Origin of the sequence: Psychrobacillus sp. FSL H8-0484 (genome assembly GCF_038005325.1) — a bacterium.
GTDB lineage: Bacteria > Bacillota > Bacilli > Bacillales_A > Planococcaceae > Psychrobacillus.
Window position 1 is genome coordinate 1259665 of record NZ_JBBOSZ010000001.1, and the last position, 18167, is coordinate 1277831.

Genomic DNA, 18167 nt, shown 5'->3' on the forward strand with positions numbered 1-18167 from the left:
ATGAGCTCTTCAGTATTAAAAGGAGAGGCAATGGGTCTCCAAAGACTTGTATGTAAGTTTAAATTATAAAATATAAACCGCCTGACTTAATCAAAATATATGATTAAGACAGGCGGTTTTATTTAATTAGGCAAGAAATCTCGATCCGACAGTTGAACAAGCTTTTGAAAGATGACTTCCTTGGTCATAATATTTGACGACTGTAGTGATATGAAGATAACTGCACCAACATTTAAAGCGGCAATATGCATGGATCCAGCTTTCCCTTTACAGAAGAGTTCTTATCAATAGTATAAACTGGTAAAGAAATGGGCAAAATATCCAAGGATTCATTTGGGCCAATTGATAAATAGAAATTGGAAATGAGTACATTCTTTAGAGTTTAGAACTCAAAAGATAAAAGGAGGTGTTTTTCATGACAGTAGTAAATGACATTAAGACTGTTCTAGCAGGATTGAAGACTGCTCAAGCTAGCTTTGAAACATTTGCTTTAAGTACAGATAATCAACAAGCGAAGGCGCTTTATCAAGATGCTGCTATCAAAACCCAAGCTATTGTAGACAGTGTTGAACCACGTCTTCAAGAAATTCAAGAAGAAGAACCTCAGTACAGACAGGAATAATTAAAGAGGAGACAAGAGGTTGGTTGAATTAACTAACCTTTTGTCTCTAAATTAATAGATAAAAAAAGAGGTGAAATCATGATATCCAAAATAAAAAATTTGAAAGTTGCTCTTTTAATATTAATGGTTATCGGATTATGCACAGGTTGTAATGGAAATCAGGATCAGGATACTGATGCCAATGAGGATTTGAATGTTTCGCAGGTGAAAATAAGTAAGCCAATCAGTCAATCCGTTGCCAATCAAGCAACTGAAAATGTCAGCATTGAAGATGAAATTTCGGATGTAATGGCTGTGAATACAGATAAAGAGCTATTAGTAGCCATAAAAGTAAAACAATTTGATCGTTTTCAATTAAAAAAAGTTGAGAAGAACATAAAATCAAATCTGGAAAAACTGTATCCTGATTATACAATTTTAGTTTCGGCAGATCAAAAAATGTATTTTGAACTTGTCAAACTGCAAGGAAAACTCCAAAAGAATACTTTGAGTATGAAGGATTTAGAAAAAGATATTAAAAAAATCAAAAGTCTCATGAAAGAACAATCGTAGAGAAAGAGAGGCTTGCTATATGTCGAATAATAAAAAGAAACTATTAACACCTGTGCAACAGGAATACCAAGAACTTCAAAAAAAACACGAAACAAAAAGACCAGTAGTTAAAAATTGCATAAAAGCTTTTTTAGTCGGTGGTCTTATCTGTCTAATCGGTCAGCTAATTTCAACATTTTATATTTATTATTTTGATTTTACAGATAAAACGGCGGGTAATCCAACGGTGGGAACTTTAGTTTTTATTGCAATGCTTCTTACCGGATTTGGGGTTTATGATAGAATTGCCCAATTTGGAGGGGCAGGGTCAGCTGTTCCAGTTACCGGATTTGGGAACGCTATTATCTCTGCAGCCATTGAACACAGAACAGAAGGATTTGTGTTAGGGGTAGGTGGTAATATGTTTAAACTTGCCGGTTCGGTCATTTTATTTGGCGTATTTTCCGCATTTGTAATTTCTTTGATTAAAACAATTTTTATACAGTGGGGTGGTTTGTAATGTTAGCAGGTCATCGTACTTGGATTTTTGATCAAAAACCTGTGATTATTTCCACTGGAACAGTTGGAGGGCCATTTGAAGCAGATGGAGCTATAGCAGATGATTTTGATCTCCTACATTCGGACTTATGGCTCGCGCAAGATTCCTATGAAAAAGCACATAAAATTCTATTTGAAGAAGCTTGTCAAAAAGCATTAGAAAAGGGAAAAATCCAAAAGGAACAAGTTCAATTTCTTTTAGCAGGCGACCTAATTAACCAGATTACCCCTACAAGTTTCGCAAGTCGAACCATTGGAGCTCCCTATTTCGGTTTGTTTGGTGCCTGTTCAACATCTATGGAGGGATTGGCTCTAGGGGCCTATATTATTAACACAAATGGGGCTAAATATATTTTAACGGGAGCTTCAAGCCATAACACTGCTGTAGAAAAACAGTTTCGCTATCCAACGGAATACGGTGGACAAAAACCACCTACTGCACAATGGACAGTGACAGGTGCTGGTGCGGCTTTGTTAAGTAATACCGGCGAAGGACCACGTGTAACTTCTGCCACGATTGGCCGCGTCATTGATATGGGGTTGACTGATCCTTTTAATATGGGAGGGGCTATGGCACCAGCTGCGGTTGATACCATCGAGGCGCATTTAAAGGAACGAAACGTTGATCCCTCTTATTACGATTTAATTGTAACAGGTGATCTCGGCAAAATAGGACATGAAGCATCGCTTGATATATTCAAAAAGCATGGAATCCCTATCACGCAAGAACAATACCAAGATTGTGGACTCATGATTTATCGGGAGGGGCAACCAGTATTGTCAGGAGCTAGTGGTGCGGGTTGCTCTGCGACAGTAGTGTACGGGCATTTATTAAATCGTATGAAAAAAGGTGAATTTAAAAGAATGTTAGTAGTAGCTACGGGTGCTTTATTATCACCATTAACCTTCCAACAAAGCGAAACAATTCCTTGTATCGCTCATGCAGTATCGATTGAATACGGGGGTGAAGAATAGATATGATCTTTTTTTGGGCTTTTGTTGTTGGTGGCTTGATTTGTGTAATTGGTCAAATTATGTTTGATGTGTTTAAACTTACACCAGCACATACGTTAAGTACCCTTGTAGTAGTTGGTGCCATTTTAGATGGGGTAGGTTTATATGAACCATTGATTGATTTTGCTGGTGCAGGAGCTACAGTTCCTATTACAAGTTTTGGTAATTCACTGGTACATGGGGCGATGGCAGAAGCTGATAAACACGGCTTAGTTGGGATCCTTACAGGGATGTTCGAAGTAACAAGTTCGGGTATTTCATCTGCCATTGTTTTTGGCATGATAGGTGCTTTGATATTCAAACCTAAGGGATGAGGAGGATGGAAGATGACGGTAGTTTCGGATGTCAAACAATGTCTAGCTAGTCTCAAAGGAGTAGAAGGTAGCCTATCCAATTTAGCAGAACGGACACAAGATAATGAATCTAAACAAATCCTACATGAAACAATGATGCTAGTAAGCGAAATAGTGGCAGATTTGAAAAAAAGGGTCGGAGAATTGGAAAATGAAGAATATCAATATAAAGGGTATTAAGTAAAAAGGAGGTCTTTTAATCATGCCTGAATGGCTAGATGTCGTGGTTCGATCAGTATTGTTTGTCATTTTGCTTTTTTTCGTTACCAAGGCACTAGGTAAAAAACAAATAGCTCAACTTTCTCTCTTTGAATATATAACCGGAATAACCATTGGAAGCATAGCAGGAGAAAGTATTATGGGATTAGATGGAAGCATATATTTAGGGGTGTTAGGGATTGGAATAGTTGCATTTATCCCATTTTTAGGTGGTCTCATTTCTTTGAAAAGTAAAAATTTTCGCGATTTTACAGAAGGCAAGGGGACTATATTCATCAAAGACGGAAAAGTTATGGAAGATAATTTGAAGAAGGAAAGATATACAGTGGACGAAATGTTAGCATTACTTCGAGATAAGGATGTCTTTCAGGTGTCTGATGTGGAATATGCGGTTTTAGAAGCAACAGGTAATTTATCTGTCATGCTGAAAAAGGAAAATCAACCTTTAACACCAAAGGATTTAAACATGAAAGTAGCTTCAATAAAGGAGCCACAAACTGTCATTATGGATGGCAAGATTTTAGTTGAGCCTCTTGCAACCATTGGGTATAGTCGAGGATGGTTAAAGACAGAAATAGAAAAACTAGGGGTTACAATTGAAAACGTATTTATTGGACAAGTAAACTCTTATGGGGAATTAACGGTTGATTTATTTGATGATAAGATACAAGTTCCATCTCCGCAGGAAAGGCCATTAATGCTTTCGACGATGAAAAAATGCCAAGCGGACTTAGAATTATTTGCGCTTGCAACAGAAAATAAAGATGCTAAGCAACTATATGCAAAAAACAGTGAAAAACTACAAAATGCTATTGATAAAGTTACCCATATCCTAAAGAGTTAATTGTACCGGATTATGGCTCTCCTTGTTTAGTACTTCCTACTCACAACCTATATTAAATGTATTAATTGGAATTAATGGTGAGATAACTTACTTTTGTACCCAAATTTCCAGTTTTTTAAGGTGTATAAAAGCAAAATAGCAGCCGAAATTGAATCTACGGCTGCTTACTTTATGAGATGAATCTCTCGCATATTAAATAATAGGATTATCCACAGTTACAACATCTCTTTCAGAAATATAGGGTGATTTTACAAAAAGGGCTTTAAAATTACTATCTGATGTGTTTATCAAATAGTGTGTATCTCTTGGTGCGCATTGTATCATATCTCCAGGTTTTACTTTTACTCTTTCATTATTAATATAGAAATCAATTGAGCCTTCCAAAATATAAAAGATTTCTTCACAGGTAGTATGGTAGTGATTTTGGAAGTCTTGCCCTGGTTTTAAAACAACGATACCAATATCTACATTAGGTCCTCTAGTTAGATATTTCGGGCCATGGTCTTTAAAACGATATTCGAAATCGTTTTCATTCACTTTTTTCATTGCAAGCACTTCCTCTCAAATAGTTAGACCTGGAGCTTTCCACATATGTTCAGTTATATTTCTATCAGCCAATTTTAACTGCTCGACATACACACTACGCCAGGTTTTGTAAAGTTCCTGATATAGTTGGTGGTGCTCCATATTTGGTTCATATTTCTTTTCAAATTTGACAACCTTTCGAACGACATCAGAAATGTTATCAAATATACCTGCGCCTACTCCTGCATATAATGCTGTTCCAAGGGCAGCTGCTTCCTTAATTTTTGGAACTTTCACGGGAACGCCTAACATATCCGCGAGAATTTGAGACCATACCTTGCTATTAGATGCTCCACCTGCAAAAATGATTTCTTTTGGATAATGCCCCGTCACTTCTTCAATAATTTTCAAGTTCCCTAAAGTCACCATTGCTGCATTTTCCTGCAGCGCCCTAAATAGCACATGTTTACCAGACTTTTCAGGATCTAAACTTAAATTGATAAACGAAGGAGCTGCGTGTCTCCATGAAATAAAGTTCATAATATCCGAAAAAATTGGAATAACTCCATACGATCCAACAGGTACATTCTTCGTTTTTTCCTCCATTACTTCATAAAAATTTTTCCCTATTTTTGTTGCTTCCTCTACTTCTTTGTCACAGAAACTATCCCTAAACCATTTGATAACAATGCCGGGAAAAAAAGCAATTGTTTCTACTTGCCACAAGTCTTGAATCGCATGACAATTGATTCGAATTCGATTGTTTGGATCCACAATCGGCTTATCGATATTTAATTCTTGTTGCCAAAAGGATCCTCCAGAAACAATAGCTTGCCCTTTTTCAATTGCTCCTACGCCAACTGTTGCTAATTGAGCGTCTCCGCCCCCAGCTACAACGAGCGTTTCTTCGCTTAATCCTGTTAACTCTGCTACCTCCAGATTAATGTGACTGATAACCGTTCCTGCTTCATTCACATTAGTGAAAATCTCTTTATCTATGTCGTATAATTCCGTTATTTCCTCAGACCAATTTCTTCGTGTTAAATCGAACAATCCAGTTGTACAACCATTGGAAGGATCAGCCTGCAGTACTCCGGATAATTTATACAAAATCCAATCATTAAGCATCGTAATCGCAGAGACTTTCTTGTATATTTCTGGCTGATGATTTTTCAACCACATTAATCTTGGAACCGCGCCTAAAGCAAAAGTCTGGCCGGATAATTTGTAATTAATAGTCTCCAGCTCGCTATTTTGACGTTTAAGTGCTTCGACTTCTCCACCCGCACGCGCATCTACATTCGCACACGCCCATATTTCGCAACCCTTTTCATCATAAAGTACAAATCCTTCTCGCATACTTGTTGCACTAACTGCTTTTATCGATTTTGGATTGATCTCTGCTTTTGTTAATACTTCTTTTATACACAGAATGATTAAATTCCAGTTTTTAACGTAGTCAAAATTCATGGAACCTGGATAATTCGTGTCGGGAAGATGTGTCCATTCTTGTTGCGAGACACAAACTTGCTCTCCATTTTCATTAAATAAAACAGCTCTAATACTACCGGTCCCTGCGTCAAATGCTAAAAGAAAATCCATATCGTTCATTCCTCCTAAAAAGTCAGTATTTGTGAAGTTGTTTCTTCATGAGTAATAAAATTTGATCTTTTTCCCCCTTTCAGGTTGATCGAATTTTTTCTTTTCCTCCAGTATCATTTGGTTATGTATGTCATTTCGAATGCAAGCTCACGGATTTCTATAACGGAAGATTTGGTTAGAAATTGCTCTTCAATTTTTCAGTAGAAGTGATAAAGGGAGAGGAAATCGCATAAATTAGAGCAGTAAAAGTCATGACCACTCTCGTTATTCAACATATTCAACTATTCATATAAATATTTTCTAAATGAAGAATTCCCCAAAAAAATGTAAGCGCTTTATATAAGAGGTAATCCAAATATATAATTCACATTTTCGCGATTCAGAAATTGGTCAAATTGTAATGATGTATTTGATTTTGTTCGATTTTTTGAATTCGAAGGAGGGGACCTACCTTGTCGGAAGTGTATTTATTAGAAATTGAAGATTTGCATAAACAATTTAATGGGAATCATGTCTTATTGGGGATTAACTTTACGCTGAAGAAAGGCGAAATATATGCAGTTGTTGGTGGGAATGGTGCTGGTAAATCGACATTAATGAAAATTATCACTGGCCTTTATAAAGCCGATAGTGGGGAAATGAAAATTAATGGAAAAATAGTACGTTTTGCAAATCCTAGTGATGCCCATAAACATGGGATCTATTTAGTACCACAGGAGCCTTTAATTTTCCCGAATATGACGATTGAAGAAAATATTACGATGGGACTCAAAGGAAATGGTAAACAAAAAGACCTAAGAAAGAAAATCTTACAAGTAATCGACCGAGTGGGATGGAATCTAGATATTAACCGATTAGGGTTAACACTATCAATTGCTGAACAGCAGCTTGTTGAAATTTTACGAGGACTTGTTCGGGAGGCTCAGATATTAATCCTAGATGAACCGACTTCAACCTTGACGCACAATGAGATTAACTCGCTTTTCGATACGATTAAGCAGCTTTCCGATAACGGGATTGGAATTATTTATATTACCCATCGATTCTCTGAAATTTTTGAGTTATCCCACTCAGTTGCAGTCCTTAGAGATGGAAGGATTTCTGCCCAAGGACCTATATCTGAATTTTCCTACGAACGATTGTTAGATGGTCTAGTACCTGCAAATATGAAGCAAAATTTACTGAAAAAAAACGAACAAGACAGCATTACTTACAATAAAAATGCGGCTCCACCTTCTATAGAAAAATTGGGAGAAACCGTTTTACAAATAGATTCTCTTTTCGGGAAAAAATTTAGGAATATATCATTTTCGGTACGAGAGGGAGAAATACTGGGGATTGCGGGTGTTGTTGGAGCTGGTAGAACAGAGTTAGCTGAAGCGATTTTCGGTATGGAAAAATTCGATTCTGGCACAATTATATTGAACGGTAAAAAAATTAAAAATGTTTCCATTCGAAAAGTAATGGATCTTGGGTTGGCTTATGTTCCGGAAGATCGTCACGCACATGGAATTTTTAAAATTACATCTGTTCGAAAAAATATCACCTCGACCTTATTAAATCGGTTACATGGATTATTTATTCCGATTAAGAAAGAAAATGCAATCACGAGTAAATATGTGGAAGACTTAAAAATTAAAACAGAAGGTATAAACCAAGAATTAAGCGATTTATCTGGTGGCAATCAGCAAAAAGTTGTACTCGCAAAATATTTAGCAACTAATCCAAAAGTAATTATGCTCGATGAACCTACTCGGGGAATAGATGCAAGTGCAAGAGCGGATATCTACCATATTATCAATCAGTTGAAAGAAAGAGGATTAGCTGTTTTGCTGATTTCATCGAACACAGAAGAAATTGTAGAACTAAGTGACCGAGTACTTGTCATGCATGAGGGAAAAATCGAGATGGAAATAGAGAAAGAAAAACTTACGGTCGATAGCATCACTTCGGCAGCCTTTGGCGTAAAAAAGGATGTGATTGCGTGAAATCACTCCTGTATCAAATAATGAAAGTAAGAGAATTATCCATCATCCTTTTAATGATAGTTTACTTCGTTTTCGTTGGATCTATAAATAGTCAGTTCACGGATATAGATTCGATAATATTGATCGTAAATGGAAGCGTTATATTACTGGTTATGGCTATTGGTCAGTCGTTTGTTCTTCTTACTTCCAATATTGATGTTTCGGTTGGTTCTATATTGGGTTTGTCAGCGGCAGTCTGTGGAACACTACTCGCAAGTGGTGCGAATTTAGGCGTAGTGGTTTTTTCAGTCATATGTATCGGCGCCGTCATCGGGTTTGTAAATGGAATGGGTGTATCTTATTTAAAAATTCCAGCCATTATCATGACATTGGGAATGTTAGGAGTAGTTCGAGGTCTCATGCTCCTATATACAAAAGGAATGTGGATTGAAAATATACCGAATTACTACAAAAAAATTGCGAGAATGGAAATGCTAGGTGTCCCTTATCCCGTGTGGATAGGTGCCTTTTTAGTATTCATCTCGTACCTTTTCTTATCAAAAACAAAATTTGGTCGCTACTTTTATGCGGTAGGTGATAATACAGACGGTGCACAATTAGTAGGTTTGCCAGTGAACGTCGTAAAAGTTCTTGCGTTTATATTGTCGGGCATATCTGCATCGATCGCCTCTCTTATCTTTGTTATGAATATTGGATTCGTTTCAAATCAAACCGGCAGCGGAATTGAACTTCAAGTAATTGCAGCCGCGGTGTTAGGGGGAGTTGCTCTTACTGGCGGAGTGGGTAGCGTCGTAGGAGCTGGATTAGGAGCTATTTTCTTCACAGTCATTAATAGTTCACTAGTATTCATGAAAATTCCAGCTTATTGGAATAGTGCCATTTCAGGTTTATTACTTATTGTTATCGTTGTTGGGGATTCAAGGTTTCAAAAATATCTAAATGAACGATCCAGTAAAAATCCGAAAAATAGTTTGGAGGAAACTGAACGTGAAAAGCAAACTAAGGCTATTACTTAAATGGGAGCTTTTCCTGTTTATGTTTTTAGTAGGGGAATTAATCTTTTTCGGTCTGCTGACGCCTGGTTTCTTAAATGTACAAAATCTACTATTTAGTATGAATGACTTCGCATATATTGGTCTCGCTGCAATTCCGATGACCTTTGTTATCATTACTGGCGGGATTGATGTTTCTGTGGGTTCTACTATGGGGCTTTCTTCCATTACTGTCGGAGTTCTATGGATGGGTGGCCTCAATATTTGGCTTGCGCTTGTTGTAGCTTTAATTGTCTGTACTTTAGCTGGCTTACTCAATGGATTAATTGTAGCATTTACCGATGTGCAACCACTCGTTGTGACTTTGGGTACTATGTTTTTGTTCGCAGGAATAGCTTTAGTGATTTCAGGTGGCTCCAGTGCTACTGGATTTGAAGGGATTAGTGGGTTTCCGAATTCCTTTGTTCAAATTGCAAATGGAATTACATTAGGACTTCCCAATTCAATATGGTTAATTCTATTTATATTAATCGTTTTTGGCGCTTTACTTCACTTCACCAAATATGGACGTAATGTATATTTAGTCGGCATCAATAGTAAAGCTGCTAAATATAGCGGCATTGCGACTAGATGGATTGTAATGAGCACCTATATGCTAGCCGGTTTAGGGGGTGGTATAAGCGGCATAATATTAACATCCTATTTCAGTTCTGCAAGATCTGATTTAGGAGCACAAGCAATTTTGCCAGTCATAACGGCAGTCGTGCTTGGTGGAACAAGTATATTAGGGGGAAGGGGTACAGTTTTAGGAACTGTAATTGCGAGCATAGTGGTTGGTATGATGAACTACGGTCTCCAACTTTCTGGTATGTCCAGTGAACAAACAACGATTATTGTTGGAGTTATGCTAATTGTAGCTGTTGTAATGAGACGTTTTAATATAAATCGTGTGAAAAAGTGGTTTCCAAAGAACCAAAGCTCTACTACAAAGGCTACTTGATTGAAGATTATACTAGAGGAGGAGTTTATGTTATGAAGAACAATAAACTGTTTTTGGTATTCATCTTCGCTCTAATTCTTGTAATTGTGTCTGCTTGTAGTAATAAGGAAAAAGAAGCTGTTAATAAAGAAGATGTAAAATTAGCCTTCATTCCGAAATTGACAGGTGTAGGATTTTTTACTTCTGGAGGATTAGGAGCAGAAGAAATGGCAGATTCATTGGGTGTTGAATTCAAATACGATGGCCCTAGTGAAGCGTCGGTTGCTGAGCAAGTAAAGTATATTAATAATTTTGTTAATCAAGGATACGATGCATTAATGGTTTCTTCGACATCGGTGGATGGGTTGAATCAGGCTTTAGATCGTGCAAAAGAACGTGGAGTCAAAATTCTTACATGGGATTCCGACGTGAGTCCAGAACATAGATCTTTTTATATCAACCAAGGAACTCCTACTCAATTAGGAGAACTATTGGTCAATATGGCTGCTGATCAATTAGACAAGGAAAATGCAAAAGTAGCCTTTTTCTATTCAAGTCCGACGGTTACAGACCAAAACCAGTGGGTTGAAAAAGCAAAGGAATATATTGCTGAAAAACATCCGGGCTGGGAAATTGTCACCACACAATATGGTGAAAATGATGCACAAAAATCTTTAACAATAGGAGAAAGTATATTAACAACATATCCTGACATAGATGCAATCTTAGCTCCAGACGCAACTGCTTTACCGGCGATGGCGCAGGCTGCTGAAAATCTAGATAAAGCGGGAGAAGTAATTATTACAGGATTTTCCACTCCTAATGTTATGAGAGACTATGTAAAACGGGATACAGTTAAACAATTTGGCTTATGGGATGTCAAACAACAAGGGGCTATTGCTACTTATGTAGCTTACTTGATGACAGTAGAAGGAAAAGAATTAAAAGTAGGAGATTCATTTGATGTACCTGGAATTGGTGAAGTTACGATTGAACCAAACACCATTCAAGGTTATGAATATACTGCGGATGATAGCGGAATTATTTTACTACCAGAACGAGTTACATTTACGAAAGAGAATATTGATAACTACGATTTCTAATTGAATTTCCATCATAGGGTAGAAATAGTCCTGTACTCATTTCTACCCTATGATTATGATTCATTTTCTTAAGTTTAAAGTTGTTTTGTTAATTAAGAAAAAGAAGGAGGGTTTTCATGGTCAATCAACCTTTTATAATTCCAGGGGAAAGTAATATTAGTAAGTTAGTTAATCGATCTAAACTATTGGGGATAGATCCTAACCTTGTTTTATATGGAGGAGGAAATACCTCCAGTAAGATGGAGGAAATAGACCACTTAGGGAGAAGACGCACGATTCTTCGTATTAAAGGAAGCGGTTGTGATTTAAAGACAATTACAGAACAAGATTTTTCTGGACTTTATTTGGAAGAATTACTTCCATTATTAGAGTTAGATAGCATGTCAGATGAAGATATGGTGGATTATCTCGCTAATTGTATGGTAAGTGCTGCAGAACGAAGACCTTCCATTGAAACATTACTTCACGCATTTATCGACGCATTACATGTCGACCATGTACACTCTGATGCAATCTGCACATTAACCAATCATGAAAATGCGGAAGAAATCATACATGAAATATTAGGTAATGACGTTGCTTTTGTTCCTTACTATCGACCTGGATTTAAGCTTTCTAAAGTAGTACAACAGTTTTCAAATAGTTATGCGGTTGTATTGGAGCATCATGGACTTGTTACTTGGGGAAATACACATGAAGAATCCTATTTAAAAACAATTGAATTAGAAGAGAAAGCAAAAGCATATATTAACAGCCATAAATCCAAAAAAGAAACAGAAAGTCAAGAGAAATTAACGACTGATAAGATCACGAAACTCCTTCTGCGTTTACGTGGACAACTCTCTCAAAAGCAGAAACAAATTATTACGATTGATGAGAATCAGCTGAATATCGCAAATCGAAAAGATGTGGAACAAATCGCAACTGGTGGAAGATCCACACTTGAGCATATTTTAAGAATAGGAAAAGATTCACTGGTGATTTCGGAAAATGATGATTGTAAACATGCAATCCAATCCTACCGAGAAAGGTATACAAATTTTTTCATTAAGTTTCAAAGCAGACTACCAAAAGGTTATGATATGCATGATAATATTGATCCTAAAGTAGGTCTAATACCTGGTGTAGGCTGTTTCGGTGCAGGAATCTCTCTAGATAATGCAAAAAGAAATATAGAAATCGCAAGGCATTCGCATGAAGCGATTGCGAATGTTCTCGACATATTTCACGCGTCAAAAAACCTGACAGAAGAAGAAGTTTTCGACATTGATTATTGGCCGCTTGAATTATACAAGCTAACGCTTTCACCAGCAGTTCCAAATTTGGCAGGATACATTTTTATCGTCATTGGCATAAATAATCCTCAAGAAGAACTAATGTTGAAAAAACTACTAAAAAAAGGTGCACATATAGTAGCGGTAGCCGATTACACGGAAAACCTTAGCGCTATGTTAGATAGTTATAAAAATCAAATCAAGTTAATGGATGGTAATCATGTGGAACAAGCAATTCAAAAAGCAATCTTACATTACGGTGGGTTAGATGGTGTAATTATAGGGGGAAACGCAGCGTTATCCAAGGATCAAGTTATTAAAATTAATGAAGTATTTGAAATGCAAGAAATGACAGGTTTCATTCTGAAAACAAATGAAAGTACCCTAAATATGGATGAACATCATGAGTTGAATTCCACTAGTATTATTAATGCAACAGCAAATCAAACTGCATTAGAAGGTATTCTTTCTATATTGGGAAATTGATTTTTCCTAACAAGTTGATTCGGAGTATCCATATAGAGGCGAAAGTCCATTGTCCGAGCCAGAAGCAATTGCGATGGCAGACCTAACAAATAGACGGGATTTTACTCGAGTGCTAGCTTTTCATAAGTAAGGAGAAGTTATTTATTGGGGCTTGAAAACCTCGAAAAGCTCGCCATGATCATCAGCGAAAAATAAACAACTGTTTGCTCAATATAAGCAAACAGTTGTTTATTTTTGTGAACGAAAGGTATCTCGATTGTAACGTTATTTGAATACTTACGTCTAAATACTTTGAAATCCAATATATAGAAAAAGAGGAGTACATAACAATGAAAAAAATAATGGTTCTTATGTTAATGCTAGTATTAAGCGTGGTCGTGACTGCTTGTTCTAATGATGAGTCAGCTGCAGTAGAGGCGAAGTTGTCTGCGAAAGAGATGACCGACCAAATGGTGAAGGAAGTCGAGCAACCTTCTCAAATAGAATTGGCACCAGAAGAAGTGAAGGGTTTATACAATATTGATCCTGAGAAGCTTGAGGATTATTCGATTAGAATACCAATGATGAATGTAAAGACAAATGAAATCGCAATTTTGAAAGTGAAAGACGCTAAAGATGTAGCTGATGTGGAGTTAGGAGTAAAAGAGAGAGCAGAAAGTGTGAAAAAGCAATTCGAACATTACCTTCCGGACCAGTATGAGAATGCCAAAAACTATAAACTGGTGACAAAAGGAAACTATGTATTATTGGTCATCTCTGACAAAGCAGACGAGCTTGTAAAAGTTTTCGAAGGCTTCTTTGATCAAAAATAAACAACCATGGTATTTAGCAGCTTGCTTTTCTTATTCTTGTTCTTACCTATTGTTCTAGCTCTTTACCATTGTTCCCCAAGGAGGATTAGAAATCTCCTATTATTTATAGTGAGTCTTATCTTCTATTCCTGGGGGGAGCCAGTTTACATTGTAATTATGTTAGTATCAACTCTTACAGATTATAGCTTTGGGTTACTACTTGATAGACCCAATTTGACTAAGGTAAAACGAAAAGGCATTGTTGTATTTTCCATTATCGTTAACCTGGCACTATTATCTTATTTTAAATATGCAGATTTTCTTATTCAAAATGTAAATGCGATGTTAGGTACGAATATTCCTTTAATCGAACTTCCACTGCCCATTGGAATATCCTTTTACACGTTTCAATCGATGTCATACATCATAGACGTATATAGAGGAACTGCTAAAGCACAGCGGAACTGGATTGATTTTGGAACATACGTCGCCTTGTTCCCTCAATTGGTTGCAGGGCCAATCGTGCAATATAACACGATTGCAGAACAGCTCCACAAGCGGTCAGAAAGTATCAAGATGTTCGCAGAGGGTGTTCAACGATTCACTATCGGACTGGCAAAGAAGGTGCTATTAGCCAATAATATTGGCTTACTTTGGGACACCATCTCGAACTCAAATCCAGATTCAATGCCTGTTTTAACGGCTTGGCTTGGTATAATCGCATTTGCCTTCCAAATCTATTTTGATTTTAGTGGTTATTCCGATATGGCCGTTGGACTTGGTCTCATGTTTGGATTTCGATTTAATGAGAATTTCAACAAACCATATATTGCTCAGAGCATTACAGACTTCTGGAGGAGATGGCATATATCTCTGGGCAGTTGGTTTCGCGAGTATGTCTACATTCCACTGGGAGGCAATCGCCGTGGTTTAATCATTCAAATGCGTAATATTCTCATCGTTTGGATCCTTACGGGATTTTGGCATGGAGCTAGTTGGAATTTCATACTGTGGGGATTGTATTTCGGCGTAATTTTACTTATTGAAAAATGGTGGGGTTTAAATCTACTGCTGAGCTTCCCTCGTTGGGTTAGGCACATGTATACACTTATGCTCATCCTCATTGGATGGGTGCTATTCGCCTTTGAACAGCCTTCCGTGATTGTTCGTTATTTGAGTGCTATGGTAGGATTTAATGGCCAATTACTTTGGAATAACGACACAGTGTACTTTTTTTATACGAATGCGGTTTTGCTACTAGTATTGGTTATTGCCTCTTTACCTAAGAAAGAAGCGTCAAAGAATAATGAATTGACTCTTATTCACCTTGTCTGGTATGGGTTTCTTTTCTTACTTTCCGTAGCTTACTTGGTAGACGCGACTTTTAACCCGTTCTTATATTTTCGTTTCTAAGGAGGTAAAAAATGATGAAGCAGAGTGCGGAGCGGTTATTGGTCTTTGGGTTTGTCGGAACGCTATTTCTAGTCGCTCTCTTCTTTTTTATATTGCCTCGGGAACGTTTCTCGGAGCTAGAAAACAGGTATTTACAGGCTTCTCCTCATCTAACATGGGATAACTTAATGTCCAAGGAATATGCAGAAGAGGCTGAGAGGTTTGTCACGGACCACTTTCCTTTTCGGGATGAGTGGTTGTGGATAAAATCAACTGTGGAACAATTTCGGCTACAACAAGAGAATAACAGTATTTATAAAGGAAAAGATGGATATTTATTGGAAAAGTTCTTAGAGCCTGACTATACGAAGATTCAGCAATATACAGATTCGGTAAACCTATTTGTTAGTAATCAATCGCAAGTGAACATGACTTTCATGCTAGTTCCCACATCGATTGGACTTTATCCTGAACGTTTGCCATGGTTAGCGCCATCGTATCCACAAAAGAAAGTAAACCAATTTTTTGAAGATCAACTGCTTAACGAGATAACCTTTATGAATGGATTTCAATTCCTGGAACCACATGCAACTGATCCAATATATTATCGGACTGACCATCATTGGACGACATACGGGGCTTATTTGGCTTATGTTGCGTATGCCGAGCAGAAGGGGTGGGATCCCCTTTCTAAGAAGGATTTCCAAATACAAACAGTGAGCAATTCGTTTCTAGGTAGCTATCATACAAGGAGTCAGTTTAATGGAATAACGCCGGATACTATTGAAGCTTATATTCCTCGTGAGCCTACTCATACGAAGATGTATATTGCGGATACAAATGAAACGATAACGGGTATGTACGATACGAGCTTTCTTGCTAAGAAAGATCAATATTCCTATTTTTTAGGAGGCGTACACGCTTTAATGAAGCTTACTACGGAGCTTGAGTCGCGTCAGATTGAACAAGATAAGTTGCTCATCCTTAAAGATTCGTATGCGCATAGCTTGATCCCTTTTCTCACAAGAAATGTACCGGAAATCCATGTGATAGACATTCGGTATTATAACGGGAGCATCACTGAGTATTTGACCAAAAATGAAATTAATGACGTTTTGTTTTTATTTAATACATCCACTCTAGTGAGCGATTCAGCACTTTTGAAACTGAATTACTAGAGAATCATCCCCAGTAGTATATTTCTATTATTCCGTAAAAGAAGCAATAGAGCGTCCGAAATGGTGAAAGTAAAAATCAAAAGAGGAGCCGAAAATATATCTTCGGCTCCTTACTTATATATAGAAAGAGTCTATTCTTTCATTCCTAAACCTAAAAAACTAAGTGCTAAAGGGTTGAGGGGAAAACCCTACAAATTATAATTACTTCATAGCTGCTTGCAATCTCAAAGCGTTTCGCCAAAGCTTACCACATGTATAATAATAAGGACTCCCCCTAAGCGATTTCATTAATGCATCATATGTAACTATTAATAAAAAGTGTATTTACCTGGGGTGGATTGGAGAAAACTAACATTTCATCAGCGGAAATATAAAATATTATTAAATAATTATAAATATAACGCGGACAGAAAAATCCCCAATGTCTTTTCATAGATTTCATCAAATTGTGTGAGTGGTAACGGATTTATTCCTTTCCCAACCTCAACAGTAAAACCAGGTCTCCGCCAGTCTTGAATAAACCAATCCTTATATCCTGCGTAACTTTCGATCGATTGAATGGGCTCGTATCCGCTGACTCTACTAAACACGGTGACAATCGCTTCCGTTTCAGGTGGTTCGAGGTTTTGAAACCCCCAATAAATAACTTCTCCTTGCGTATGAAAAGCTAGTACTTGAGCAAAATCCCGTCTCCTAGTTAGGTCTGCCATCGCAATGGCTTCTGGCTCGGACAATGGACTTTCGCCTCCATAATCTCTAGGTCCTGGAGTTTTTGGATTGCGTGCTCGTTCCAATTCCCAGAGTGCAGGAAATTGATCATTCAGATCCACTCCATGTATATTCGCTTTCCATCCTGAAAAGTCCGTGCTGCCATTATTCCATTCGATAACGTTGCTTCTATAAGGCTCCTCAGAAGGTGGACCATTTATCACTAGATCAACGCCATCCGGATTAACCATCGGAACAATGGATAATGTCGAGTGCTCATATAAAGGGGATGTTACAAGCCCGCGAATCGTATTCTGGTTCGTTAAGGACAGCACATAATCATTTAAGAAGGTCATAAGGATAGGAGTAGTAATCCATTCGTTCGCATGAAACGAACCATTATAATGAACCCTCTTATCACCATTTCCAATTAAAATTTCAGGTATTTCACGACCTAAAACGGAATCGCCAATAGATGATACTTGCAAGAATGGATACACCGTCTGTAACTGTCTAATATCATTCATCATGGTATCGTAATCATAATTTTGTTTCCCATTCACAATACTCCAGGTAACTCTAAGAGGAAGAGTAATTGTCTGCCCCGTTTGCAGGCTATTCGGGTTCAGGCCAGGGTTAAGAAGCAGAATTGCATCTAGAGGAAGGTCTCGACTTTCCGCAATTGACCAAAAAGTGTCGCCCGTTTTTATTTGATAACTAACCGTAACATATCCCGGTATTTGAATGAGTTTCCCCACCGAGAGGGTTTGAGGGTTAATGTTTCGGTTGGAATTGATAATAAGCTGTTGAGGAATCTTAAATAATTGGCTGTAATACCAAAATGAATCCCCACGTCTAACATATACATCCATGTCGTTCCTCCACTTCATTGAGTACATTATAAAAGTATATGAAAAAATGTAGGGGATTGTGAATTCAAAGATTTCTATACAAATAGAGACTAAATTCTCTTAAATTGGGTAAACTCTTAGTGAAATAGTGTTTATT

General features: G+C 37.3%; 18 protein-coding genes. 15 read left to right on the forward strand and 3 right to left on the reverse strand.

What is annotated here, in order from left to right; genetic code table 11:
• Nucleotides 1-415 precede the first annotated feature (415 nt).
• The 7 genes from MHH81_RS05785 (at nt 416) to MHH81_RS05815 (ending at nt 4141) form a co-directional block, all read left to right on the forward strand.
• On the forward strand, nt 416-622 hold the full coding sequence (locus tag MHH81_RS05785) for a DUF1657 domain-containing protein (RefSeq protein ID WP_340918967.1): 207 nt from the start codon (nt 416-418) through the stop codon (nt 620-622).
• 78 nt (nt 623-700) lie between these two features.
• On the forward strand, nt 701-1174 hold the full coding sequence (locus MHH81_RS05790; protein WP_340918969.1) for a YhcN/YlaJ family sporulation lipoprotein: 474 nt from the start codon (nt 701-703) through the stop codon (nt 1172-1174).
• Between the two features lie 19 nt (nt 1175-1193).
• The gene (gene spoVAC, locus MHH81_RS05795; RefSeq protein ID WP_340918972.1) at nt 1194-1673 is read left to right on the forward strand and encodes a stage V sporulation protein AC; all 480 of its coding nucleotides are present in this window, start codon (nt 1194-1196) and stop codon (nt 1671-1673) included.
• Nucleotides 1673-2686, forward strand: coding sequence for a stage V sporulation protein AD (spoVAD, locus tag MHH81_RS05800; RefSeq protein ID WP_340918974.1), 1014 nt, complete (start codon nt 1673-1675; stop codon nt 2684-2686). The genes spoVAC and spoVAD overlap by 1 nt, the downstream gene beginning before the upstream one ends.
• A gap of 2 nt (nt 2687-2688) precedes the next feature.
• Nucleotides 2689-3039, forward strand: coding sequence for a stage V sporulation protein AE (gene spoVAE, locus MHH81_RS05805; protein ID WP_340918976.1), 351 nt, complete (start codon nt 2689-2691; stop codon nt 3037-3039).
• A 12-nt stretch (nt 3040-3051) separates the two neighbouring features.
• Nucleotides 3052-3258 carry a DUF1657 domain-containing protein gene (locus MHH81_RS05810; protein WP_340918979.1) on the forward strand — a complete coding sequence of 69 codons (207 nt, stop codon included), beginning with the start codon at nt 3052-3054 and terminating at the stop codon, nt 3256-3258.
• Nucleotides 3259-3280: 22 nt separating this feature from the next.
• On the forward strand, nt 3281-4141 hold the full coding sequence (locus tag MHH81_RS05815; RefSeq protein ID WP_340918982.1) for a DUF421 domain-containing protein: 861 nt from the start codon (nt 3281-3283) through the stop codon (nt 4139-4141).
• Nucleotides 4142-4333: 192 nt separating this feature from the next.
• Here the strand turns inward: MHH81_RS05815 and MHH81_RS05820 are convergent, their stop codons facing one another.
• Entirely contained in the window at nt 4334-4687 is a 354-nt protein-coding gene (locus MHH81_RS05820) for a cupin domain-containing protein (protein WP_340918984.1), read from the reverse strand.
• 15 nt (nt 4688-4702) lie between these two features.
• Nucleotides 4703-6268 (reverse strand): autoinducer-2 kinase, encoded by a 1566-nt coding sequence (lsrK, locus tag MHH81_RS05825; protein WP_340918986.1) that lies wholly within the window; start codon nt 6266-6268, stop codon nt 4703-4705.
• A gap of 452 nt (nt 6269-6720) precedes the next feature.
• Between lsrK and MHH81_RS05830 the strand changes: the two genes are divergently transcribed.
• The 8 genes from MHH81_RS05830 to MHH81_RS05865 all read left to right on the forward strand — a co-directional run bounded on the left by MHH81_RS05830 (nt 6721) and on the right by MHH81_RS05865 (nt 16451).
• Nucleotides 6721-8256, forward strand: a complete 1536-nt coding sequence (locus MHH81_RS05830; protein ID WP_340918989.1) for a sugar ABC transporter ATP-binding protein — start codon at nt 6721-6723, stop codon at nt 8254-8256.
• An 8-nt stretch (nt 8257-8264) separates the two neighbouring features.
• Nucleotides 8265-9272, forward strand: coding sequence for an ABC transporter permease subunit (locus tag MHH81_RS05835; RefSeq protein ID WP_340925129.1), 1008 nt, complete (start codon nt 8265-8267; stop codon nt 9270-9272).
• Nucleotides 9273-9291: 19 nt separating this feature from the next.
• Nucleotides 9292-10248, forward strand: a complete 957-nt coding sequence (locus MHH81_RS05840; protein ID WP_340925131.1) for an ABC transporter permease — start codon at nt 9292-9294, stop codon at nt 10246-10248.
• A gap of 32 nt (nt 10249-10280) precedes the next feature.
• Nucleotides 10281-11330 (forward strand): autoinducer 2 ABC transporter substrate-binding protein LsrB, encoded by a 1050-nt coding sequence (gene lsrB / locus MHH81_RS05845; RefSeq protein WP_340918991.1) that lies wholly within the window; start codon nt 10281-10283, stop codon nt 11328-11330.
• 116 nt (nt 11331-11446) lie between these two features.
• Complete coding sequence (locus tag MHH81_RS05850; protein WP_340918993.1) at nt 11447-13090, forward strand: class II aldolase/adducin family protein; 1644 nt, start codon at nt 11447-11449, stop codon at nt 13088-13090.
• 329 nt (nt 13091-13419) lie between these two features.
• Nucleotides 13420-13902, forward strand: coding sequence for a DUF4358 domain-containing protein (locus tag MHH81_RS05855; protein ID WP_340918995.1), 483 nt, complete (start codon nt 13420-13422; stop codon nt 13900-13902).
• A 6-nt stretch (nt 13903-13908) separates the two neighbouring features.
• Entirely contained in the window at nt 13909-15294 is a 1386-nt protein-coding gene (locus tag MHH81_RS05860; RefSeq protein WP_340918997.1) for an MBOAT family O-acyltransferase, read from the forward strand.
• An 11-nt stretch (nt 15295-15305) separates the two neighbouring features.
• Nucleotides 15306-16451, forward strand: coding sequence for a DHHW family protein (locus MHH81_RS05865; protein WP_340918999.1), 1146 nt, complete (start codon nt 15306-15308; stop codon nt 16449-16451).
• Nucleotides 16452-16840: 389 nt separating this feature from the next.
• On the opposite strand, the gene MHH81_RS05870 is transcribed toward MHH81_RS05865, so the two are convergent.
• Complete coding sequence (locus MHH81_RS05870) at nt 16841-18031, reverse strand: M14 family metallopeptidase (protein WP_340919001.1); 1191 nt, start codon at nt 18029-18031, stop codon at nt 16841-16843.
• Nucleotides 18032-18167 lie beyond the last annotated feature (136 nt).

Excerpts from the sequence above, each read along its gene's own strand:
- MHH81_RS05785 (WP_340918967.1), top strand. The coding sequence starts at position 416 with ATGACAGTAGTAAATGACATTAAGACTGTTCTAGCAGGATTGAAGACT.
- MHH81_RS05815 (WP_340918982.1), top strand. The coding sequence starts at position 3,281 with ATGCCTGAATGGCTAGATGTCGTGGTTCGATCAGTATTGTTTGTCATT.
- MHH81_RS05860 (WP_340918997.1), top strand. The coding sequence starts at position 13,909 with ATGGTATTTAGCAGCTTGCTTTTCTTATTCTTGTTCTTACCTATTGTT.
- spoVAC (WP_340918972.1), top strand. The coding sequence starts at position 1,194 with ATGTCGAATAATAAAAAGAAACTATTAACACCTGTGCAACAGGAATAC.
- MHH81_RS05850 (WP_340918993.1), top strand. The coding sequence starts at position 11,447 with ATGGTCAATCAACCTTTTATAATTCCAGGGGAAAGTAATATTAGTAAG.
- MHH81_RS05790 (WP_340918969.1), top strand. The coding sequence starts at position 701 with ATGATATCCAAAATAAAAAATTTGAAAGTTGCTCTTTTAATATTAATG.
- MHH81_RS05865 (WP_340918999.1), top strand. The coding sequence starts at position 15,306 with ATGATGAAGCAGAGTGCGGAGCGGTTATTGGTCTTTGGGTTTGTCGGA.
- spoVAD (WP_340918974.1), top strand. The coding sequence starts at position 1,673 with ATGTTAGCAGGTCATCGTACTTGGATTTTTGATCAAAAACCTGTGATT.
- MHH81_RS05870 (WP_340919001.1), bottom strand. The coding sequence starts at position 18,031 with ATGGATGTATATGTTAGACGTGGGGATTCATTTTGGTATTACAGCCAA.
- MHH81_RS05840 (WP_340925131.1), top strand. The coding sequence starts at position 9,292 with ATGTTTTTAGTAGGGGAATTAATCTTTTTCGGTCTGCTGACGCCTGGT.
- lsrB (WP_340918991.1), top strand. The coding sequence starts at position 10,281 with ATGAAGAACAATAAACTGTTTTTGGTATTCATCTTCGCTCTAATTCTT.
- MHH81_RS05820 (WP_340918984.1), bottom strand. The coding sequence starts at position 4,687 with ATGAAAAAAGTGAATGAAAACGATTTCGAATATCGTTTTAAAGACCAT.
- lsrK (WP_340918986.1), bottom strand. The coding sequence starts at position 6,268 with ATGGATTTTCTTTTAGCATTTGACGCAGGGACCGGTAGTATTAGAGCT.
- MHH81_RS05810 (WP_340918979.1), top strand. The coding sequence starts at position 3,052 with ATGACGGTAGTTTCGGATGTCAAACAATGTCTAGCTAGTCTCAAAGGA.
- MHH81_RS05855 (WP_340918995.1), top strand. The coding sequence starts at position 13,420 with ATGAAAAAAATAATGGTTCTTATGTTAATGCTAGTATTAAGCGTGGTC.
- spoVAE (WP_340918976.1), top strand. The coding sequence starts at position 2,689 with ATGATCTTTTTTTGGGCTTTTGTTGTTGGTGGCTTGATTTGTGTAATT.